The organism is Streptomyces sp. NPDC001663, assembly GCF_042893105.1.
In the GTDB taxonomy this organism is placed as follows: Bacteria; Actinomycetota; Actinomycetes; order Streptomycetales; family Streptomycetaceae; genus Streptomyces.
The window spans coordinates 539,703-561,247 of the sequence record NZ_JBIAUR010000005.1 but is presented as its reverse complement, the minus strand read 5'-3'; the positions used below and the strand labels follow the sequence as shown (position 1 = coordinate 561,247).

Below are 21,545 nucleotides of genomic sequence, written 5' to 3'. Positions count from 1 at the left end.
GGCGCACTCACGTGCCCGCGAGAGGCATTGCCGCGCCGACCAGCTTCCCGTTCGCGGCGGCCTTGTCGAGCGCGTCGCGCAGCAGGTCCTCGCGGGGCTGACGCCCGATGGACCCCACCGGCGCCGCGAACATCAGTACCTGCTGGTGCTTGTTCGCGGCAGCCCTCCAGGGCTCGGTCACCTGCAGCGGCTGGTGCGCCTGCCACCAGGCCACCGGCTGCCCGCCGTTCGCCCCGGGCTGCAGCACGGCGTGCAGCTGGCCCATGGCCAGCAGCACCGACCACCCGTGCAGCACCGGCGGCACCTCCGCCAGCTCCGTCAGCGGCATGAACCCCTGCTCGATCAGCAGCGGCAGGAAGTCGTCGCCGGCCGCCGTCGCGCCCGGCCGCACGATCGGCGCCGTCGGCTCCACGACCAGCGCCGGGTGCAACTCCCCGGCGATCAGGACGAGTCCGCTGGTCACGCCCAGCACGGCCTGCTCGGGGACGACCTGCGAGGGGTCGAGGTCCACGCTGTTCCCGGAGATGGACTTCACGGCCCCCCGCAGCTGCTCCTCGGTGACCTGGACGACCTGCGAGGGCAGGCAGGTGGCGTGGGCGAAGGCGAGGACGGCGGTCTCCTCGCCGATGAACAGGACGGTGCTGGTGCGCTCCTGTTCGGAGTCGCCCGGGGTGCGGCAGGAGGTGCAGTCGTAACTGCCCGGGGCGTTCTCTCCGGCGAGCAGCCGGTCGGCCTCTTCGTCGCCGATCTCGGCACGTACCTCGTCGCTGACGTCGAGCATGCGCGGCACGGGTGGCTCCCTCGGGATGTGATGCGTGGCGGTGCCGGGTGGCTCCCGGCCCGTGAACCGGGCGGGTCCCGGGCTCATGAAGAAGACAACGGGTGATCTGTGGCGGGAGTCACGCTCCACGGCGAACGGAATCGAACCATCCACCGCACAGGGTCACCGCAGGTGCGGAATCGGGCACTCACCGTCAATTCCTTGGAAATCCAAGGAAGTTGGTTGCGTGAAGTGGGTCACAGATCATCGAAGGCCCTGGTCGATAAATCGGGAAATGAGCGAATGAAGTGGGTGGCCGGAAATAGCCGATACCCGAGGTAACGGCGAACTGGCCTGTAATGACAAGCAGTTGGTTGCTGTCGGCCTCACCGGCTCCCTACATTCCTCGGCCGTGTGCAACGAGCACCGCTCGGGAACGTCCGCCGGCCGCACCAAGCCAGCTCACCGCACCACCCTCCGGCGGACGGGGCGGAGCGCGACGAACTGCCCATGTGCAGTGAGTGCGCCCCGCCTTGGGGGACCCCGAGTGCTTCGAGAGGGAATTTCATGTCCGAGTGTGCCGATACCAACCGCGACAACGTTCGTAAGACGCAGGCTCGTACGACGGCGGTCCTCGCCGGGGCGGCACTGCTCGCGCCCCTCGGACTGCTGGCCGCGACCGGCAACGCAGCGGCGGCGGACGGCGGCGTGTGGGACCGCATCGCCCAGTGCGAGAGCGGCGGCAACTGGCACATCAACACCGGCAACGGCTACTACGGCGGACTGCAGTTCTCCGCCGGCACCTGGCGCGCGTACGGCGGCACGGCCTACGCGTCGACCGCCGACAAGGCCTCCAAGGGGCAGCAGATCGCTGTCGCCACCAAGGTCCAGCGCGCCCAGGGATGGGGCGCCTGGCCGGTCTGTTCGGCACGGGCCGGAGCGTACGGCAGCGCACCCGCCGCCTCCTCCGGTTCCACGACGACCAAGTCCTCGGAGTCCACCAAGGCAGCCCCGTCGAAGCCGTCGAAGGCGCCGGCACGCGACGCGGGCCACACGACTCGCGGCGCGTCCCGCGGCGACTACACCGTCCGCGAGGGCGACACCCTGAGCAGGATCGCCGCCCGGCACGGGACCACCTGGCAGCACATCTATGCCGTCAACAAGGCCGTCATCGGCGGTGATCCCGACCTGATCGTGCCCGGGCAGCAGCTCGAACTCTGAGTCGCTCCCCCCTGACCCGGGCACGGGGCCCCGTCCGGTCGTCCGACCGGGTGGGGCCCCTCGGCGCACCGGACGCGCCGGGGCGGCCGCACGCCACGCACTGCTTAGCGTGGGCCGATGATCCGCACGCACCGCACTTCCCTCGCCCTGGCCCTCACCGTCGCCGCCGCCCTGCTCGGCGCCCTGGCCCCCGTCGCCGCCCACGCGGCACCGCCACCGCCGATGCCGGGAGCGCTTCCCGTGAGCATCTCCTACGACTGCGCCAAGGACGACTGGCCCTGGGGCTGCATGGCGGAGTGCGAGAGCGGCGGGCGCTGGGACGCCAACACCGGGAACGGCTTCTACGGAGGCCTGCAGTTCGGTCTGCCCACCTGGAAGGCATACGGCGGGCTGAAGTACGCCACGCGCCCGGATCTCGCCACCCGCGAGGAGCAGATCGCCGTCGCCAAGGAGGTGCTGGCCGCGCAGGGCTGGCAGGCCTGGCCGGTGTGCGCCGAGCGGTACCACCTCCGAGGGCGCATGCACACGGTGCGGCCCGGCGACTCGCTCGTGGCGATCGCCGCCAGGTACGGCGTCAAGGGCGGCTGGCGAGCGCTCTACAAGGCCAACAAGGACATGGTCGGCCGACGTCCGGACCGGCTGAACGTCGGCACACTGCTGGTCATCCCGAAGGGCTCGACCCGCGCCGATGAGCCCCACCGGGCCCCCGCGCTGTTCGGCCCGCCCCTGCACGTCGCTCCCACTCGCCCGCCTCTCCGCTGAACTCGACGGCGCCGCGCCGCAGTTCGTACACCAGGACCGTCGCCCGGCCCTGCAGCCCGGGCGGCAGCCGCTGCTCTGCGACGACCACGCACGCGTCCGACGCGGCCAGCAGCTCGTACGTGCGGGCCGCCACCGTGGGCGACATGCCCTGCGCGGGTTCGTCGACGAGCACCACGCGCGCGCGTGCCAGCAGGGCGCGGGACAGGGCGAGCATGCGCTGCTCGCCGCCGGAGAGGGTGCCGGCACGTCGCTGCAGCAGAGGCCGCAGCTGCGAGTAGGCGTCGAGGGCGAAGTCGTAGTCCCTTGCGGCCAGTTCGAGGTTCTCGTGCACGGTCAGGGAGCCGAAGACGGCCTGCCGCTCGGGGACCAGGCACAGTCCGCGACGGGCCCGCTCGTGCGCCGGCATCCGGCTCACGTCGGTGCCGTCCCACACCACGGCGCCCCCGGACAGCGGTACGGTTCCGGCCAGCGCGCGCAGGGCGGTCGTACGACCGGAGCCGTTGCGGCCCAGCAGGACGGTGAGGCCGGGGCCGGGGGCGGCGAGGGTGACGCCGTGCAGGGCCTCCAGGGGGCCGTAGCGCACGCGCGCGTGGCGCAGGGAGACGCCGCTCATGTGCCGACCTCGTCCAGTACGTGGTCCGGTGGGCCGGAAGCGATGATGCGGCCCGCGGTCATGACATGCACGACGTCGGCGAGGTCGGCGACCAGGTCGAGATCGTGTTCCACGACGAGCAGGGCGGTGCCGTCGGCGGCCAGTGCCTTCAGGATGCGGGCCATGGCCGCGACCTCGGCGCTGTCCAGGCCGGCCGCGGGTTCGTCGAGGAGCAGCACGCGGGGGTTGCCTGCGAGGGCTCTGGCCAGTTCTACGCGGCGCAGTGTGCCGGTGGGGAGACCGGCGGCGGGAAGTGTGCGTACCGGGCCGTCGAGGGCGAGGAGGCGGAGAGTGCGTTCCACGGCTGCCGGGTCGTGTACGCGGCCCTGTTCGGCGCCCACGCGGACGTTTTCGGCAACGGTCAATGACGGGAAGACGGCGAGTTGTTGGAAGGTGCGGGCGATGCCGAGGCGGGTGCGGGCGTGTGCGGGCCGGCGCGTGATGTCGCGGTTGCCGAAGCGGACCTGTCCGTGGCTGGGGCTGAGCGTGCCTGCCAGGCAGTGGAACAGGGTGCTCTTTCCGGCGCCGTTGGGGCCGACGATGGCGGTGACCTGGCCGGGGCGGATGGTGAGGTCGACGTCGTCCAGGGCGGTGAAGTTGCCATAACGGGCCTGTAGGGCGTGGGCCTTGAGGGTGGGCACCGGGCCTTCGGCCGGGTCTGTGTTCCCACCCGCACCCCCCGCGTCACCTTCGTGGCCGGGTGCGGGTCGTGGCTCGGCGGCGGCGAGTGCGGGTCGTGGCTCTTGGGATGCCGTCCTCGCGTTCGGCTCGCGGCCGGCCGTCGCCGTCACCCCCGCCAACGCCGGCCGCAGCGCGGCCCGTTGCTCCGTCGGCCGTAGGTGCGCCCGCGCCCGTTCGCCCACCGTCGTCAGGCTCGCCCTCCGTCGCAGCCGCAGGCGTCCCGCCGCCGTCCGCAGCGCCTCGTACGGGCCCCCGGGGAAGCGCCCCACCAGCACCGCCAACACCCCGATCAGTGCCGCCGCCACCCCGCCCCGCGCGCCCGAGTCGAGGCCCACCAGGAGCGCGGCCGCGAGCAGGGCGCCCAGGGTGCTGTCGGCGCCCAGTACCACCACCGCGGCGAACCAGAGCAGGCCGCGTACGGGGTCGTAGGCGCCGGGGTCGAAGGCGCGCAGGCCCATGCCGAGCATGCCGCCGCCGAGTGCGGCCAGGGCGGCGCCCGAGACGAAGGCCAGGAGTTTCAGGGAGGGGACCTGGACGCCTGCCGCCGAGGCGCCCGACTCGTGGTCCCGCATGGCCGCGAGGGCGCGGCCCGTACGGCCTCTGCGCAGGGCACGCGTGGCGACCAAGGCGCCTGCCAGCAGGGCGAGTTCGAGGACGTAGTACGCGCGGTCGCCGTCGAAGCCCGCCGGGCGGTCCAGGGCGAGGCCGGATGTCGCGTACGGCTGGGCGAAGACGAAGCGGCTCACCCCGACGCCCACCGCGAAGGTCGCCAGGGCGAGCGCGAGGCCCTGGCGGCTGATCGCCGGCCAGCCGGTCAGGAGGCCCAGGGGGGCCACCAGGACCACCGCCAGCGCCAGCGCGGCCAGTTCCGGGAGGCGGGGCAGGCCCGGGAAGCGGCCGGCCGCGAGCAGAGCCGTGAACAGGGCGCCCAGGCCCGCGTACGCCGCCTGGCCGAGGGAGATCTGGCCGCCGCGGCCGGTGACCACCACCAGGGAGAGCAGGACCACGCCCAGCGCCGGCACCTGGACCGACGTGTGCAGGTCCGAGCCCGCGAAGCCGAGGGGCAGCAGGAACAGGACCACCGCCACGATCCATGCGCCCGGCGGTGTCGGCACGCGCGCGGTGGCCGTGCGGGGCAGGCCGTCGCGCGTGCCGATGCGGGGGAGCACCAGGGCCGCCACCAGCAGCGCCACCACGAACAGGTTCGCGCCCACCGCCTGCAGCAGGGGTTCGCCCCAGCCCGACGGATGCAGCCGCGTCAGCTGGCTCTGCGCGACCCCGATGCCCAGCGCGACCAGCACCGCAACCGGCAGGTTCCGCATCCGTGCCGCCACCGCGACCGCCACGACCTCCATGACCAGCAGCGGCAGGCCGTACGGGTCCAGGCGCACGTACGGCGCCAGCAGCGCGCCCGTCAGACCCGCCGTGAACGCCCCGAAGGCCCAGCCGGCCGCGGCCACCCGGTCCGCGTCGATCCCGCCGAGCACCGCGAGCCGCCGGTCGTCGACCACGGCCCGCAGCTCCCGCCCGAAGCGCGTCCAGCGGATCACCGAGCCGACTCCGACGGCCAGCACCAGGACGACCGCCAGCTGCCCCCAGGGGTCCTCCGACACCAGCTCCGGCGCGTCGTCCCGGGCTCCCTGGCCCCACACCAGCGCCGCCCCGCCGACCAGCAGTACGAAGACCCCGATGGACGCGACGAGCGTCTGCGCCGGATCGCCGCCCAGGACGGCGAGCGGCCGGAAGACGAACCGTTCCAGCGCCACCCCGAGCGCCGGCGCGAGAAAGACGAGCGTCACCGTCGCAGCCAGCCACAGCGGCCAGCCCCACTCGACCACGCACTGCCGCAGCACATACGCGCACACCATCGCGATCGCGCCGTGCGCGAAGTTGAGCACGCCGGTCGCGCGGTACGTCACGACCAGGCCGATTCCGGTGAGCGCGGCCGCGCTGCCCACGGAGAGGCCGGCGAGCGTGAGGTCGTACGTCAGGGAGGACATCAGTCGGATTCTTCGGACGGCTCGCAGATGGGGCAGGGGCCCAGCTCGCCGCTGGTCAGGAGCTTGGCGTCCACCGGGACCGCCTCCACCTTGCCCGCGACCAGCGGGCAGTCCGCGCGGTGCCACAGCGTGCCGCCCGGCACCATCAGCAGGTCCCCGCTGACCGCGAGGGGCAGGGCGGCCGCCTGCGCCGAGTCCACGCCGTCCGCGGTCTCGGCGGCGACGAGCAGGCCGTAGAGCTCCTCCACGCGCGCGGCGGCGACCACGCCCCGGCCGTGGGTGAGCAGGACCGAACCGGCGACGATCAGGGCGGCGCCGGGGACCGTGCAGGAGGCGAGGTAGGGCAGCTGACGCTCGGCGTAGCGCTCGCCGGAGATGCCGTACCAGCCGATGACGCACAGCACCGCGCCCGCGGCGAGCGCGGCCCAGCCGGCCCACAGGACGGGGTGCACGGTCCGCAGTCGGGCTGTCCGCATCGCCTGCTCCTCGTCCGTTCACACACGTCGTGTGTCTGTCCATGTCAGCCAATGGCTTGCACTATGCCTTCTGGAAGCTGACCCTGAAAGCACCGGGCGCACCTTGCCCGGACCGACACCCGGTGGTGAGCCAGATGGTTCTCGGGAGCGACCTCAGGCGGGGGAAAGCAACGAGGGGGCGCGGCCCAAGGGCGGCGGGACGGGGCACGGCGCTGGCGGCCGCCCTTGTTCTCATCTTCGCCCCGGTCCTTGCGGCCTGCAGTGACGACAGCGGTGGTGGGAGCGAGAGCACACCGCCCACTCCGTCCGTGGAGAAGACGACGAGCGCGCCGCCGGCCACCGCGCCCGCGGACCCGGCGGCGGCCAAGCAGGAGATCTCGAAGAACTGGCAGAAGTTCTTCGACCCCAAGACCTCCCTGGCGGAGAAGCAGAAGGTCCTCGAGAACGGCGAGCAGATGGCGCCGGTCCTGAAGGCCTTCAGCGGTGACAAGCGCGGCGGGCAGGTGCAGGCGAAGGTCCAGACGATCGAGTTCACCAAGGCGAACGAGGCGACCGTGACGTACGCGCTGACCCTGAACGGCGCCACCGCCCTGCCGAAGGCCTCCGGGACCTCGGTCGAGCAGGACGGCACCTGGAAGGTGTCCGTCAACACCCTGTGCGCGCTGGTCCAGCTGAGCGGCGATGCGTCCGGTTCGCCGGCCCCGGGCTGCTGAGCACGCGGCTGCCGCGGCTCTGCTGCTCCTGGTGGGCACGGCCTGCGGCAGCCGCCTGCCGGAGAGCGACTTCGAGCACGACACGCGCGCGCCCACGCAGAAAGACAGCACACCCCTGCGCGTCGGCATCGTCACCAGCGCCACCAGCCCGGTCGGCGGCGACACCTTCACCGGCCCGCGCGACGGCGCCAAGGCGTACTTCGACCGCCTCAACGCGCGCGGGGGCATCGACGGCCACCGGGTCGAGGTGCGCGAGTGCGACGACGGCGGCAGCGGCGTCGGCAACAACACGTGCGTGCACCGGCTGCTCGAAGAGGACAAGGTGGTCGCCCTGGTCGCGACGACCGCCCTGGACTACGCGGGCGCCTCCCGCGTCTCCCACGCGCGCGTGCCCGACATCGGCGGCCAGCCCATCGGCGCCGCCTACGACACCTGGCCGCACCTGTACGGCATGTACGGCAGCCTCGCGCCCAGGAACGGCACCCCCGGCTGGGACGGCAAGCTGTACGGCGGCACGGAGGTCTACCGCTACTTCAAGCGCGAGAAGGGCGCCCGTACGGCAGCCGTGGTGTCCTACAACCAGTCGTCCTCAGCCGCCTACGCGCGGCTGGTCCAGCGGGGTCTGGAGGCCGAGGGCTACAAGGTGGTCACCGAGCAGGTCGACTTCGCGCTGCCCAACTTCCGTGCCGCGGCGGCCGACTTGAAGGAGCAGGGCGTCGACCTGGTCTTCGACGCGATCGACACGCACGGCAACGCCCAGCTGTGCAAGGCGATGGACGAGGTCGGCGCGAAGGTCATCGCCAAGGTGACGAACGTCCAGAACTGGACGTCCACCGTCGCCGACGACTACAAGGACTCCCCGCGCTGCCGCAACGCCCTCTGGGCGACCGGCTCCAGCCGCAACTACGAGGACACGGGCAACGCGGCCGTCCGGGAGTTCCGGGACGCCACCAAGGGCCTGAAGACGCATTCCCAGTGGCAGTTGGAGGGCTGGGCGGCGGCGATGTGGTTCACGGACGCCGCCAAGTCCTGTGCGAACACGGGCATCACGCGCGCGTGCGTCGACGCCTTCATGAACCGCAGTGAGAACTACACCGCCGACGGCCTCCTCGTCCCCGTCGTGTTCGAGCGGCTGGCCGAGCCGCCGAAGACCCGCAAGACCTGTCTGTCGGTGGCCCGTTGGCAGGACGGCAAGGGCTGGGTCTCCCAGGGCGACATGAACAGCACCTGCTTCGACGTACCGCAGCTGGCCTACGAGCCGTAGATCCTCGGGCACGGAACGCAACCATAGGGCCAGGTCGCCGGTCTAACCGAACAGCACAGACCCGAGGGGGGATCCGTACCGCATGACGACGTTGGCTCCGCAGTCCACACCGCTGCGCGCCGACTGCATCGCCGACTCCGCGGGCGGCCTGACGTTCGACGTCCTCGCGGTCGGGGAGACGGCCACGGCCCTGCTCGTGCTGCGCCGCCGCGACGGCCACGAGGAGGTGTATCTGCCGCTCACCCCGGCCGCCGACGGCCGGCTGCGCGCCGCGCTGCCCAGCATCGTCGCCCTCCCCGAGGGCCGTTGGGACGCCTACGCGCGCGTGGACGCCGGTGAGCCGCGCCGCCTCGTGCCCGGCGTCACCGACCTGCGCTCGCTCGCCGCCCGCACGCCCAGCGGCTCCCGCGGCCACGTCGCCGTCCGCATCCCGTACGCGACCCGGCAGGGCAACCTCACCGTCCGCAGCTGGCTGCGCGCCCCGCACGCCGAGGCGGGCGAACTGCGCATCAAGCAGGGCGTGTTGACCGTCCAGGGCCGCGTGTACGGAACCGGGCTCGGCCCGCAGGCGTACGCCGAGCTCCGCGGCCGGCATGCGCCCGTCCCCGAGCGCCGCACCGAAGTCCTCGCCGACCGCACCGAGTTCCGCTTCAAGGTGGTCTACGGAGCCCTGGAGCCGGGCGTGTGGGACCTGTGGCTGCGGCCCGCGGGGGAGGCCGGGCCGGCGGTGCGGATCGCGCGGCTGCTCGACGACGTGGCCGACAAGAAGCCGGTGTTCACCTATCCACGGGTGCGCGTGGACGCATCGTTCGGCCCGGTGGAGGCCGGGCCGTACTACACGCGGGACAACGACCTGTCCGTGTCGGTCACCGCGGTGACCGGAAGAATTCCCTGACGTCGGCCGTCAGCAGGTCGGGGACCTCCAGGGCGGCGAAGTGGCCGCCGCGGTCGAACTCCGTCCAGCGGACGACGGTGTTGGTCTGCTCGGCCCAGCGGCGGATCGCGACGTCCTCGGCGAAGTTCGCCACCGCGGTCGGCACACCGGAGGGCGCCGTCGGGAACCAGTCCGTGACATGGCTGTTCTCGTAGTACATCCGGGCCGCCGAGCCCGCCGTGCCGGTCAGCCAGTACAGCATCACGTTCGTCAGGAGTGTGTCGCGGTCGATCGCGTCCTCGGGCAGCTCGGCCGAACCGTGCGTCCACGCCTGGAACTTCTCCATGATCCAGGCGAGCTGGCCGACGGGCGAGTCGGTCAGGGCGTAGGAGAGGGTCTGCGGGCGGGTCGACTGCAGGACGTTGTAGCCGAAGCCGTCGGTGGTGAACTCGGCGATCTTGGCGAGGCTCTGCCGCTCGCGGTCGTCGAGCCCCTCCCGGGCCTTCTCGTCGACCGGGCCCAGCGGGATGAAGCCCACCGACGCGGCGTTCACATGGACGCCGACCACGCACTCGGGGGCGATCCGGGCGAGCGCGGGGGAGATCAGCGCGCCCATGTCGCCGCCCTGGGCGCCGTAGCGCTCATAACCGAGCCTGCGCATCAGCTCGGCCCACGCACGTGCCGTGCGCGAGACGTTCCAGCCCTTCTCGCGCGTCGGCCCGGAGAAGCCGAAGCCCGGGATGGACGGGATCACGAGGTGGAAGTCCTCGCTCAGCGGGCCGATCAGGCCGAGGAACTCCACGACCGAGCCCGGCCAGCCGTGCGTCAGGATCAACGGCAACGCGTCCGGCTTCGAGGAGCCGACGTGCAGGAAGTGCACTCGGGCGCCGTCGATCTCCGTGACGTACTGGGGGATCTCGTTGAGGGCGGCCTCGTGCTTGCGCCAGTCGTAGGCGCCGCGCCAGTACGCCGCGAGATCGCGGAGGTACGGCAGCGAGGCGCCGTACTCCCAGCCCGCGCCCGGGAGTTCGTCCGGCCAGCGGGTCAGGTCGAGGCGGGTGTGCAGGTCGTCGAGCTGCGCCTGCGGGATGTCGATCCGGAAGCTGTGCACGCTGTTGTCTGCCATGAGACCAAGGTAGGAAGCCTTGCGGACAGCCACTGTCCGCAATGACTGGCAGACTCGGATCCATGTTGGAGACCTCGGCACGACTCCTGCGTCTGCTCTCGCTCCTCCAGGCGCACCGCGAATGGTCCGGCGCCGACCTCGCCGAACGCCTCGGCGTCACTCCGCGCACCGTCCGCCGGGACGTCGACCGGCTGCGCGAGCTGGGCTACCCCGTCAACGCCAGTCCCGGCACCGGCGGCGGCTACCAGCTGGGCGCGGGCGCCGAGCTGCCGCCGCTGCTGCTGGACGACGACGAGGCGGTCGCCGTGGCCGTCGGCCTGCGCACGGCCGCCGGGCAGGGCATCGAGGGCATCGGCGAGACCTCCGTGCGGGCCCTGGCCAAGCTGGAGCAGGTGCTGCCGAACCGGCTGCGCCGCCGGGTGGGCGCCCTGAGCGCCTTCACCGTGCCGATGCTGCGCGGCCCCCGGCCCTCCGCGGTCGACCCGGCCGTCCTGACCGAGCTGGCCAACCTCTGCCGGGACGCCGAGCGCCTGCGCTTCGAGTACCGCAGCCATGACGGCGCCCCCACCCGCCGTACCGTCGAACCGCACCGCCTGGTGTGCACCGAGCGCCGCTGGTACCTGGTCGCCTGGGACCTCGACCGCGACGACTGGCGGACGTTCCGCGTCGACCGCATCACCCCCAAGCCGCCGCACGGCCCGCGCTTCGCGCCGCGCACCCCGCCCGCCGAGGACCTCGCCGCGTACGTCTCGAAGGGCGTCTCCACGCGCGCGTACGCCTCGCACGCCGTCGTCCGCCTGCTCGTGCCCCTGGAGGAGGCCGCCGAGCGCATCTCGCCCTCTGCAGGGCAGCTGGAGGCGGAGGGCCCGGGCAGCTGCATCCTGCGCACGGGAGCCGCGAGCCTGGATGTGATGGTGATTCACGTGATGCTGATGGGCTTCGAGTTCGAGGTGCTGGAGCCCGCCGAGCTCACGGAGGCGATCAGGACCGCTCGGGACCGGCTGTCTCGGGCGCTGCTCCGTGCGGCTCCTCAGGAATCGCCGCGAACTCGGGATGGTGCAGATCGAACGCCGGGGACTCGGAGCGGATCTTCGGCAGCGTCCTGAAGTTGTGCCGCGGCGGCGGACAGGAGGTCGCCCACTCCAGGGAGCGGCCGTAGCCCCAGGGGTCGTCGACCTCGACCTTCTCGCCGTACTTCGCGGTCTTCCAGACGTTGTAGAGGAACGGCAGCGTCGACATGCCGAGCAGGAACGCGCCGATCGTCGACACCGTGTTGAGCGCGGTGAAGCCGTCCGCGGCCAGGTAGTCGGCGTACCGGCGCGGCATGCCCTCCGCGCCCAGCCAGTGCTGCACCAGGAACGTGGTGTGGAAGCCGACGAACAGCGTCCAGAACTGGATCTTCCCCAGCCGCTCGTCGAGCATCTTCCCGGTGAACTTCGGCCACCAGAAGTAGAAGCCGCCGAAGATCGCGAACACGACCGTGCCGAACACGACGTAGTGGAAGTGCGCCACCACGAAATAGGTGTCCGAGACGTGGAAGTCCATTGGCGGCGACGCGAGGATCACCCCGGTCAGACCGCCGAACAGGAACGTCACCAGGAAGCCGCACGCCCACAGCATCGGCGTCTCGAAGGACAGCGAGCCCTTGATCATGGTGCCGATCCAGTTGAAGAACTTCACGCCGGTGGGCACGGCGATGAGGAAGGTCATGAAGGAGAAGAACGGCAGCAGCACCGCGCCGGTGACGAACATGTGGTGCGCCCACACCACCACCGACAGGCCGGTGATCGCCATCGTCGCGCCGATCAGCGTCAGACAGCCGAAGAGCGGCTTGCGGCTGAAGACCGGGAGGATCTCCGTGATGATGCCGAAGAACGGCAGCGCGATGATGTACACCTCGGGATGGCCGAAGAACCAGAACAGGTGCTGCCACAGCAGCGCCCCGCCGTTGGCCGCGTCGAAGACCTGCGCGCCGAAGCGCCGGTCCGCCTCCAGACACAGCAGCGCCGCCGCGAGCACCGGGAACGCCATCAGGATCAGGATCGACGTGAAGAGCGTGTTCCACACGAAGATCGGCATCCGGAACATCGTCATGCCGGGGCAGCGCATCCCGATGATGGTGGTGATGAAGTTGACCGCGCCGAGGATCGTGCCGAAGCCGGCCAGCGCCAGCCCCATGATCCACAGGTCGGGTCCGACACCGGGCGAGCGCACCGCGCTGTTGAGCGGCGCGTAGGCGAACCAGCCGAAGGCGGCGGGACCGCCGGGCACGATCAGCGAGCCGAGCACGATCAGCCCGCCGAACAGGAAGAACCAGTACGACAGCATGTTCAGACGCGGGAACGCGACGTCGGGGGAGCCGATCTGCAGGGGCATCAGCTCGTTGGCGAAGCCCGCGAACATGGGGGTCGCGAACAGCAGCAGCATGATCGTGCCGTGCATCGTGAACAGCTGGTTGAACTGGTTGTTGTCCATGATCTGCAGCCCCGGCCGGGCGAGTTCGGCGCGCATCAGCAGCGCCATCACCCCGCCGACCAGGAAGAAGGCGAACGAGGTGATCAGGTACAGATGCCCGATCTTCTTGTGGTCGGTGGTGGTCAGCCAGTCGACGATCAGTCGGCCGTGCTCCTTGGTCCGCACGGGTTGCGCCGCCGCCTGCGCGGTCTGGGTCCCCATCGCTCGCTCGCCCCTTCGCTCGTCGCGCCCGGGCCCGCCGAAGCCCGCGCCACGCGTGCCCGCGAGCTCACGCCATGATGCTCGCGCTGCCGCGCGCTCCGACAGGGGGCGTGCGGGGGTTCTGTGCTGGAACCGTGCATTTCCTACGCTGTGTCAGCTCCCGAGGGTCCGCCCCGAATCGACCGGGAAAGAACTCCGGGGGGTGCCCGCGGGCAGTTCTCACGGCACTTTCCGACGGGCTTTTCCAAGAGCCCTCGCGACACGCGGGAATTACGTTCGATTGCCTGCGGAAGGCGTACGGAACCGCTCGTACGTGTGACGCCCCACTGCGCAGCAGTTGATGTCCCCGCAGCGGAAACGTGTGTCGTGATCCTGTGACAGAAGCGTGACCGGAGAGGGATACGAGGCCCTTGGGGCAAGCCCGGCTTCCCTGGCCGCCGGGCAGGGCCTAGCGTGGCGGCATGCCACCGATTCCCACTCCGCAGGCGGAGCCCCAGGACAGTCCGGACACGTATGTCGGCCTCGATGCGGCCGGCGCCGAGCGGCGCGCGCGTGAGCGCGGATGGTCCACGGTGCGCTCGCTGCCACCGGGGGCGATCATCACGATGGAGTACCGCACGGGCCGGCTGAACTTCGAGGTGAAGGACGGCCGGGTGGTGCGGGCCTGGAAGGGCTGACACGGGACGAAGGCCCCGGTTCCTGTCCTGGAACCGGGGCCTTCGTCGTGCGGGAGTGGTTGTGCGTACCGACCCCGCTGTCTCTGTGGCCGTCAGCCGCCCGTGAGGGGGCGGGCCGTCGAGGCCCCCGCGCCGCGCGGGACACGGTCCGAGTGCGGCGGTCTGCGGCTGCCGACCGGGGTCACCGGTGTGCGCTCCGAGCGGGCCGTGTGCGGGCCCGGGGCGAGGTAGACCGGCGCCCGGGCGGAGCGGGCCGCGGAGCCGACCGTCTCGCGCGCGGCGGCCTCGTCCTGCGCCGTGGCCCGCGGCTTGAGCAGGACGGGGGAGCCGACGGGCGTCGCCGGTGCCGTGGCGCCCTTGCGGGCACGCCAGCGGTCGCGCAGGTCGAAGAGCCAGACCTCGGCGCTCGCGATGAACGGCTCGCACCACGGGAGGGCGAGCAGGATCAGCAGGCCCGCGGCCCAGCCGAGGAGCACGTCGCTCAGCCAGTGCGTACCGAGGTAGACGGTGGCGAGGCCGACGCCGAGCGCGGTCACCGCGGAGAGGGCGGACAGCCAGCGGCGGGCCCGCGGAGTGGAGGCCAGATAGGCCAGGATTCCCCAGGTCACGACCGCGTTGGCGGTGTGGCCGCTGGGGAATATATCGCCGCCCAGGCCCATCTCGTTCGAGCCGATGGTGGTCGCGTAGTGCGGGCCGAGGCGGCCCATGCCGATCTTGGCGGCGCCGACGGTGATGTTCAGCAGCAGCAGTGAGACGCCCAGCGTCAGCAGCGGGCGCAGCGTGTGCTGCCGCCAGGAACGCCAGCCGAGCCAGGCAGCGACCATCACCGCGGTGGGGCCGCGCTGGCCGAGCACCACGTAGTAGTCGACGAACCAGTGGATGCCCTGCCACTGCTGGTAGGGCCGGAAGAACATGACCTGCCAGTCGAAGCGGACCAGCCACGAGGTGGTCACCACGGCCCACACGATGGCCAGGTAGAAGGCCAGGGTCCCCGTCAGCAACGCGACCCTGTGCCTGCTCATCCTCGGCACATCAATGTGGGCCGGTCGTTCCGGCTCCCTGTCCAGCCTGGCGAACACCCGGTCCAGACGGGTGAGGTTTCGTTCGGTACGCACCCAATCGACGTTACAGCGAGTGAGCTCAGTTCTCCGTCGAATCAGCTGCTTTGTGATGACGATGTGATGTGGGATTCCTCTCAGGAGGAGGTTTATTTCCAAGGAATCCGCAATGTCGGGCTGCCGCTCCCTTCAATTCCTTTGATCATTCCGCGAATCAGTTTTTTGGGACTTTTGAATTCGTTCACCGAATGCTGGGGTGGATTTCTCCGTGTGCTCATCGGTCCCGCGGGTCGATCACGGCGGTCCGGAGCCGTTCAGCCAGAACGCTCCGTACACGGCCGACGCCACCGCGACGCCGCCCAGCACCAGCGCCGACCTGGAGGTGCGCAGCCGGGCCAGGGCCAGGGCGAGGGGCAGCAGCAGCGGGAAGGCGGGCAGCAGCAGGCGCGGTTTCGAGCCGAAGTAGCTCGACGCGCACAGGGCGAGCGCGGTGACCACACCCGCGTACACCAGCAGCGGGAGCGGCTGGCGCTGCCGTACGCAGACGACGTACAGCCAGACCACGAGTCCGACGCCGACGATCAGTCCGATGCCGGCGAGGGCGCCCGGGACCGACGTGAATTTGTCGGCGACGAAGCGGGCGAAGGCGGCGCCGCCGTCGAAGCCGTTGCGCCAGCCCGCCTGGACGTCGAGATAGCCGAGCGGGCCCTTGCCGGTGCGGTGGCCGACCCACAGGACGTAGCCGGCGGCGCCGAGCGGGGCGAGGGCCATGGCCAGGACGCGCCGTACGGGTGATGCGCCCTCCCGTACGAGGGAGGCGATCCCGGCGGTCCACACGGCCGCGACGACCGCGAGCCCGACCGGACGGGTCAGACCCGCCAGTGCGGCCAGCGTGCCCGCCGTCAGCCAGCGGCCGGTCAGGACCGCGTACAGCGACCAGGCCGCGAGCGCGGTGAACAGCGACTCGCTGTACGCCATCGACTGCACGATCCCGACGGGCAGCACGGCCCACAGCAGGACGGCACACACCCCGGCCCGACGGCCGTACACATGGTCCGCGACCGCGAAGATCCCCCAGGCCGCCGCGAGCGAGGCGAGCAGGCTGACGACGAAGCCCGCGTCGGCGTACGACAGCGGGGTCACCGCCGCGAGACCCCGCTCCAGCCAGGGCAGCAGCGGGAAGAAGGCCAGATTCGAGTGCACGTCGCCGTTCGGCAGGCGCACCTGGTAGCCGTACCCCAGCTCGGCGACCCTCGTGTACCACAGGGCGTCCCAGCGGGCCGTCAGCAGCGTGTACGCGCTCTTGCCGCGGCCCGCGCTCCACAGGGCCAGCACGAGCAGGCCCAGGGCGCGCACGGCCGCGTACCCGAGGAGGGCCGGGGCCGCGCGGCGCAGGGCCGTGCCGCGGGTCGGCTCGAGGCGGGTCGCAAGATCGGTCACGGGCCCGATTATCGACGGTCGGCGGAACCGGGCGGCCGGGCGGGGCGTGGCAGAAGGGGAGGGGGAGTGGCGTACGCCACACGAGTCCGTGCGAAGTCTGAGAGGTCCGCCACGTGACCGTGGCGCGAACTCGCGTACGCTGACGTGTCACTCGCCTTCGTTGCGCGGGCCGGAGACCACCGCTCCTCTCCGGCCGAGATCACGGGGAGTCCCCACCCCGTGTGCCCGCCGACCGCGAGGGAACATCTGGGAGGTACGTACATGTCCGGGACGACCACGGCTGCCGCTGCGCTGCGCCGTCGGGCGGCCGGGGCCGGTGCCAACCGCTGGGTCGTCCTCGTCGTCCTGTGCGTCAGCCTGCTGCTGGTCGCGGTCGACGCGACCGTCCTGCATGTGGCCGTCCCCGCCGTCACCGAGGACCTCAAACCCGGCGCGATAGAGCTGCTCTGGATCGTCGACGTCTACCCCCTCGTCTGCGCCTCGCTGCTGATCCTCTTCGGCACGCTCGGCGACCGGGTCGGCCGCAGACGCGTCCTCCTTCTGGGCTACGGCCTCTTCGGCGTCGCCTCCGGTCTCGCGGCCCTCGCCCACGACCCGCAGGTCCTGATCCTCGCGCGGGCGCTGCTCGGCGTCGGCGGCGCGATGATCATGCCCGCGACGCTCTCGATCCTCCGCCAGGTCTTTCCCGACCGGCGTGAGCGGGCGCTCGCGATCGGCGTCTGGAGCGCGGTGGCCGCGGTCGGCGCGGCGGTCGGGCCGCTGCTCGGCGGGTTCCTGCTCGAGCACTTCTGGTGGGGTTCGGTCTTCCTCGTCAACATCCCGCTGATGCTGGTCAGCCTGCCGGTGGGCCGGCTGCTGCTGCCCGAGTCGCGGGGCGCGGGCGACGGCCCCTGGGACGTGGTCGGTGCCCTGACGGCGGCCGCCGGGCTGTTCGGTGTCGTCCTGGGCGTGAAGCAGCTGGGCGGTGGCGAGCTCGGTGTGTTCACCGTGGCGCCGCTGGTCGTGGGCGCGCTGCTGCTGTTTCTTTTCGTACGACGGCAGCGGCGCCGTACGCATCCGCTGGTGGACCTGGGGATGTTCGCCCGTCCGGCGTTCAGTACGGCCGTGGGCTGCATCGTGCTGGCGATGCTCGCGCTGGTGGGGCTGGAGCTGATCGCGGCGCAGTATCTGCAGCTGGTGCTGGAGCTGTCGCCGCTGGAGACGGGCCTACGGCTGCTGCCGCTGACGTTCGCGGCGATGGCGGCGGGGCTGGCGGGGGCGCGGATGCTGCGGCGCTTCGGGCCGCGGCGGATGGTGTGCTTCGGGTTCTGTCTGACGGCCGGGGCCGTGGTGCTGCTGACCGTGATGGGCGGCTCGGACAACGCCGGGCTGATGGTGTCCGGGTTCATGCTGCTGGGCTTCGGTCTGGAGACGACGCTCTTCGGGGCGTACGAGTCGATGCTGAGCGAGGCGCCGCCGGAGCAGGCGGGCGGGGCGGCCGCGATCGGGGAGACCTCGTACCAGCTGGGGGCGGGCATCGGGATCGCGCTGCTGGGCACCGTGATGAACGCGGCGTATGCGCCCGGGCTGGCGTCGGTGCCCGGGGTTCCGGCATCGGCGTCGGACTCGGCGGCGCACTCGCTGGGCGAGGCGTATGACGTCGCCGCGCAGCTGGGCGGGCCCGTCGGTGTGGCCCTGCGTCGGGCGGCCCGGGACTCCTTCGTGCACGGACTGCATGTGACGCTGCTGGTGAGCGCGGGGCTGTTGCTGCTGGGGGCGGTGATGGCGCTGCGGTTGCCGCGGATCATGCACTGCGGGGAGGCCGCGGCGCCGGTGGAGCTGCCGGCACCCCGGGAAGTCGCGGACTCCCGCGTCTCGGCCTGACCTTCACCCTCCCCGCACGGGTGGGTGGCGCACTGGACGTGCGGGACACTGCCACGTAACGTCGGACCCGAAGTCGTAACTAGCACTGCTAGTTTTGATGTGTGCCGGAGGGTGTTCCATGTCCGCGTCCTCGAAGCTGCCCCCGTTCGACCCCGCCGACCCCCTCGGCATCGACGACCTGCTGGAACCGGAGGATCTCGCGATCCGGGACACCGTGCGGGCCTGGGCGGCCGACCGGGTTCTGCCCCACGTCGCCGACTGGTACGAGAAGGGGGAGCTGCCCGGCATCCGGGAGCTCGCCCGTGAGCTCGGTGGGATCGGGGCGCTGGGTATGTCGCTCAGCGGATACGGGTGTGCGGGGGCGAGTGCCGTGCAGTACGGGCTCGCCTGTCTGGAGCTCGAGGCCGCCGACTCCGGGATCCGGTCCCTCGTGTCCGTGCAGGGCTCGCTCGCCATGTACGCCATCCACCGGTTCGGGAGCGAGGAGCAGAAGCAGCAGTGGCTGCCGCGCATGGCCGCCGGCGAGGTCATCGGGTGCTTCGGGCTGACCGAACCGGATCACGGGTCCGACCCCGCCTCGATGCGGACGTACGCCAAGCGCGACGGCGGCGACTGGGTTCTGGGCGGGCGGAAGATGTGGATCACCAACGGGTCGGTGGCCGGCGTCGCCGTCGTGTGGGCCCAGACCGACGACGGGATCCGGGGATTCGTCGTGCCGACCGACAGTCCCGGGTTCTCCGCGCCCGAGATCAAGCACAAGTGGTCGCTGCGGGCGAGTGTGACGAGCGAGCTCGTTCTCGACGACGTGCGGTTGCCCGCCGATGCCGTACTGCCGGAGGTCGTCGGGCTGAAGGGGCCGCTCAGCTGTCTCTCCCACGCCCGTTACGGGATCGTGTGGGGTGCGATGGGGGCCGCGCGGTCCTGTTTCGAGGCCGCCGTCGAATACGCCAAGACGCGCGAGCAGTTCGGGCGGCCCATCGGGGGCTTCCAGCTCACCCAGGCCAAACTCGCCGACATGGCGGTCGAACTGCACAAGGGGATCCTGCTCGCCCATCACCTGGGGCGGCGGATGGATGCCGGCCGCCTGCGTCCCGAGCAGGTCAGCTTCGGCAAGCTCAACAACGTACGAGAGGCCATCGAGATCTGCCGTACGGCGCGGACGATCCTCGGCGCCAACGGGATCTCGCTCGAATACCCCGTCATGCGGCACGCGACCAACCTCGAGTCGGTGCTGACGTACGAAGGCACCGTCGAGATGCACCAGCTGGTGCTGGGCAAGGCGCTCACCGGGCTCGACGCCTTCCGGTAAACCCTGCATGGGGCAGGGCCGGTGAGCGGCCCTGCCTCAGCTCTGGTTGAAGAAACCGTCCGAACGGTGCTCCGCCCTGTCCCCGCTGACGATCTCCGTGTTGGAGGGGGTCAGCAGGAACACGCGGTTCGCGACGCGCTCGATGGTGCCGCGCAGACCGAAGGTCAGGCCCGCCGCGAAGTCGACGACGCGCTTGGCGTCGGCCGGCTCCATGGCCGTCAGGTTCACGATGACCGGCACGCCCTCACGGAACAGCTCGCCGATGGCGCGGGCGTCCCGGAAGCTGTCCGGGGTCACCGTGCCGATGCGGCGGCCCTTCTCCTCGGCGGTGTCCGAGGCCACCTTGACCCGCGGGTCGGTGACCCAGGCATCCCCGGGCTGCTCGGTCCCCTCGGAGTAGTCGTCGTCGTAGTAACGCTCGTCATCGTTGTCGTCGACGAGGCCAAGCCAAGCACTTGCCTTGCGCACCGATCCCATGGACGCCTCCTCTCACAGCGGTCTCTTTTACTTTCCGCATCCCTATGGTCATCCATGATGCGGACGTCGCGCCAAGTGGATAGACGCCGCGCGGGGGGTTTGTGACGGTACTGGTGCACAGCGAATCCGTCGAGAGCCCGCGTTTCCCAAGGGTCTTGCCGTACACAGCTGCTGACTGGGAGTGAAATATGATTGTTGGTGGCGTATGGGTGACGGGCCGTGCGTACGGGTGAACGGGGTGGTCGATACGATGCGGCAGCTCAACGCCATAACAACAGCACCGGATGTCACACGCGTCACGGGGGATCGTCGTGTTCGGAATCGTCAGGCCCTGCAGCCATCGGCTCGGTGAAAATCTCAAGTCCCAGTGGATGGCGCACTTGTGCGGGCTGTGTCTCGCGTTGCGCAAGGATCACGGGCAGTTCGCGCGGGTCGTGACCAACTATGACGGGCTGCTCATATCGGTTCTGACGGAGGCTCAGGCCGAGAAGGCGACTGGTTGGCGGCGTACGGCGGGGCCTTGTCCGTTGCGCGGGATGCGTACGGCATCCGTCGCGCAGGGCGAGGGGGCGCGGCTCGCGGCCGCCGTCTCGCTGGTGCTCGCCTCGGCCAAGGTGCGCGACCATGTCGCCGACGGGGACGGGCTGCTGGCGCGCAGGCCGGTGGCGCTCGCCGCGCGCCGGGTGGCCGCGAGTTGGGGTGCCGCCGGTGCCCGTACGGGATCCGACGTCGGGTTCGACACCGCCGTACTCGTCGACGCCGTGGACCGGCAGGTCGGCATCGAGGCGCTCGCCGGGCCCGGGACGCCCGTCCTGACGGTCACCGAGCCGACCGAGACCGCCACCGCCGCGGCCTTCGCGCACACCGCGGTGCTGGCCGGGCGGCCGGGCAATGCCGAGCCGCTCGCCGAGGCCGGACGCCTCTTCGGACGGCTCGCACATCTGCTGGATGCCGTGGAGGACCGGGAAACTGACGCCGCGTCGGGTGCGTGGAACCCGCTCACCGCGACCGGGACCTCACTCACCGAGGCGCGGCGGCTCGCGGACGACGCCCTGCACGGGATACGGCTCGCTCTGCGCGAGGTCGAGTTCGTGGAAGGCAGGCTGGCGCACCGGTTGCTCGTGCACGAACTGCCCGCGTCCGTCGATCGGACCTTCGGTACGGCGTCCTGTGCGCACAGGGCGGCGCCTTCGCTGGCGGGGCCGTATGCGCCGCCCGGCGGTCCGGGTGGGCCGCAGCTGCCTCCTGAGCCGCCTCGGCGCGACCGCCGCGGTCTGCTGGCGGGTTGTGCGGTGTGGGCGGGGCTGGCCTGTACGTGCCAGTTGTGCTGCGGCGAGTACGACGATCCGTGGAGCCGTGAGCGGAAGGACGGCCTGTGCAAGGACGCCGACTGCGGTGACTGCTGTGATTGCTTCAACTGCTGTGATTGCTGCGACGGTTGTGACTGCTGCGACTGCGGCTGCGACTGCTGATCCCAGTACCGACGATGTCGTATACGGAATGCGCCGGGTTCCAC

General features: G+C 71.3%; 18 protein-coding genes and 1 pseudogene. 10 read left to right on the top strand and 9 right to left on the bottom strand.

The window, feature by feature from the left end; all coding sequences use genetic code 11:
- Positions 1–7 precede the first annotated feature (7 nt).
- Positions 8–790 carry a hypothetical protein gene (locus ACFY1L_RS19480; RefSeq protein ID WP_388825250.1) on the bottom strand — a complete coding sequence of 261 codons (783 nt, stop codon included), beginning with the start codon at positions 788–790 and terminating at the stop codon, positions 8–10.
- Positions 791–1,327: 537 nt separating this feature from the next.
- Here ACFY1L_RS19480 and ACFY1L_RS19475 point away from each other — a divergent pair.
- Both ACFY1L_RS19475 and ACFY1L_RS19470 read left to right on the top strand, forming a co-directional pair.
- On the top strand, positions 1,328–1,981 hold the full coding sequence (locus ACFY1L_RS19475) for a transglycosylase family protein (RefSeq protein ID WP_388825247.1): 654 nt from the start codon (positions 1,328–1,330) through the stop codon (positions 1,979–1,981).
- Positions 1,982–2,098: 117 nt separating this feature from the next.
- Positions 2,099–2,743, top strand: a complete 645-nt coding sequence (locus tag ACFY1L_RS19470; RefSeq protein ID WP_388825244.1) for a transglycosylase family protein — start codon at positions 2,099–2,101, stop codon at positions 2,741–2,743.
- On the opposite strand, the gene ACFY1L_RS19465 is transcribed toward ACFY1L_RS19470, so the two are convergent.
- The 3 genes from ACFY1L_RS19465 to ACFY1L_RS19455 are packed head-to-tail and all read right to left on the bottom strand — an operon-like array spanning position 2,643 to position 6,552.
- Positions 2,643–3,356 carry an ATP-binding cassette domain-containing protein gene (locus ACFY1L_RS19465; protein ID WP_388825241.1) on the bottom strand — a complete coding sequence of 238 codons (714 nt, stop codon included), beginning with the start codon at positions 3,354–3,356 and terminating at the stop codon, positions 2,643–2,645. The genes ACFY1L_RS19470 and ACFY1L_RS19465 overlap by 101 nt on opposite strands.
- Positions 3,353–6,076: an ATP-binding cassette domain-containing protein gene (locus ACFY1L_RS19460; RefSeq protein WP_388825238.1), complete on the bottom strand. Its 2,724-nt coding sequence runs from the start codon at positions 6,074–6,076 to the stop codon at positions 3,353–3,355. The genes ACFY1L_RS19465 and ACFY1L_RS19460 overlap by 4 nt, the downstream gene beginning before the upstream one ends.
- Entirely contained in the window at positions 6,076–6,552 is a 477-nt protein-coding gene (locus tag ACFY1L_RS19455) for a hypothetical protein (RefSeq protein WP_388825235.1), read from the bottom strand. The genes ACFY1L_RS19460 and ACFY1L_RS19455 overlap by 1 nt, the downstream gene beginning before the upstream one ends.
- A 134-nt stretch (positions 6,553–6,686) precedes the next feature.
- Between ACFY1L_RS19455 and ACFY1L_RS19450 the strand changes: the two genes are divergently transcribed.
- The 3 genes from ACFY1L_RS19450 (at position 6,687) to ACFY1L_RS19440 (ending at position 9,424) form a co-directional block, all read left to right on the top strand.
- On the top strand, positions 6,687–7,265 hold the full coding sequence (locus ACFY1L_RS19450; RefSeq protein WP_388825233.1) for a hypothetical protein: 579 nt from the start codon (positions 6,687–6,689) through the stop codon (positions 7,263–7,265).
- Positions 7,234–8,529, top strand: coding sequence for an ABC transporter substrate-binding protein (locus tag ACFY1L_RS19445; RefSeq protein ID WP_388825230.1), 1,296 nt, complete (start codon positions 7,234–7,236; stop codon positions 8,527–8,529). Before ACFY1L_RS19450 ends, ACFY1L_RS19445 begins: the two co-directional genes overlap by 32 nt.
- 82 nt (positions 8,530–8,611) lie before the next feature.
- Positions 8,612–9,424 carry a hypothetical protein gene (locus tag ACFY1L_RS19440; protein ID WP_388825227.1) on the top strand — a complete coding sequence of 271 codons (813 nt, stop codon included), beginning with the start codon at positions 8,612–8,614 and terminating at the stop codon, positions 9,422–9,424.
- Here ACFY1L_RS19440 and ACFY1L_RS19435 read toward each other — a convergent pair.
- Positions 9,396–10,529: an epoxide hydrolase family protein gene (locus ACFY1L_RS19435; RefSeq protein ID WP_388825224.1), complete on the bottom strand. Its 1,134-nt coding sequence runs from the start codon at positions 10,527–10,529 to the stop codon at positions 9,396–9,398. The two genes, ACFY1L_RS19440 and ACFY1L_RS19435, sit on opposite strands and share 29 nt — an antisense overlap.
- Positions 10,530–10,591: 62 nt before the next feature.
- On the opposite strand from ACFY1L_RS19435, the gene ACFY1L_RS19430 reads away from it, so the two are divergent.
- Positions 10,592–11,635 carry a helix-turn-helix transcriptional regulator gene (locus ACFY1L_RS19430; protein ID WP_388825221.1) on the top strand — a complete coding sequence of 348 codons (1,044 nt, stop codon included), beginning with the start codon at positions 10,592–10,594 and terminating at the stop codon, positions 11,633–11,635.
- Here ACFY1L_RS19430 and ctaD read toward each other — a convergent pair.
- Positions 11,520–13,205: pseudogene (ctaD, locus tag ACFY1L_RS19425) on the bottom strand (cytochrome c oxidase subunit I); the annotation flags it as partial. The gene ACFY1L_RS19430 and the pseudogene ctaD sit on opposite strands and share 116 nt — an antisense overlap.
- Positions 13,206–13,666: 461 nt before the next feature.
- On the opposite strand from ctaD, the gene ACFY1L_RS19420 reads away from it, so the two are divergent.
- A complete protein-coding gene (locus tag ACFY1L_RS19420; RefSeq protein ID WP_388825218.1) occupies positions 13,667–13,882 on the top strand; it encodes an I78 family peptidase inhibitor in 216 nt (71 codons plus the stop codon).
- A 92-nt stretch (positions 13,883–13,974) separates the two neighbouring features.
- Here the strand turns inward: ACFY1L_RS19420 and ACFY1L_RS19415 are convergent, their stop codons facing one another.
- Positions 13,975–14,997 (bottom strand): phosphatase PAP2 family protein, encoded by a 1,023-nt coding sequence (locus ACFY1L_RS19415; protein WP_388825214.1) that lies wholly within the window; start codon positions 14,995–14,997, stop codon positions 13,975–13,977.
- Between the two features lie 237 nt (positions 14,998–15,234).
- Positions 15,235–16,380 carry a hypothetical protein gene (locus tag ACFY1L_RS19410; protein ID WP_388825211.1) on the bottom strand — a complete coding sequence of 382 codons (1,146 nt, stop codon included), beginning with the start codon at positions 16,378–16,380 and terminating at the stop codon, positions 15,235–15,237.
- A 261-nt stretch (positions 16,381–16,641) separates the two neighbouring features.
- Here ACFY1L_RS19410 and ACFY1L_RS19405 point away from each other — a divergent pair, with 261 nt between their 5' ends.
- The gene (locus ACFY1L_RS19405; RefSeq protein ID WP_388825208.1) at positions 16,642–18,243 is read left to right on the top strand and encodes an MFS transporter; all 1,602 of its coding nucleotides are present in this window, start codon (positions 16,642–16,644) and stop codon (positions 18,241–18,243) included.
- 118 nt (positions 18,244–18,361) lie between these two features.
- The gene (locus ACFY1L_RS19400; RefSeq protein ID WP_388825206.1) at positions 18,362–19,552 is read left to right on the top strand and encodes an acyl-CoA dehydrogenase family protein; all 1,191 of its coding nucleotides are present in this window, start codon (positions 18,362–18,364) and stop codon (positions 19,550–19,552) included.
- Between the two features lie 36 nt (positions 19,553–19,588).
- Here the strand turns inward: ACFY1L_RS19400 and ACFY1L_RS19395 are convergent, their stop codons facing one another.
- Positions 19,589–20,029 (bottom strand): cell division protein SepF, encoded by a 441-nt coding sequence (locus tag ACFY1L_RS19395; RefSeq protein ID WP_388825203.1) that lies wholly within the window; start codon positions 20,027–20,029, stop codon positions 19,589–19,591.
- A gap of 311 nt (positions 20,030–20,340) precedes the next feature.
- On the opposite strand from ACFY1L_RS19395, the gene ACFY1L_RS19390 reads away from it, so the two are divergent.
- Positions 20,341–21,501 (top strand): DUF5685 family protein, encoded by a 1,161-nt coding sequence (locus tag ACFY1L_RS19390; protein ID WP_388825200.1) that lies wholly within the window; start codon positions 20,341–20,343, stop codon positions 21,499–21,501.
- Positions 21,502–21,545 lie beyond the last annotated feature (44 nt).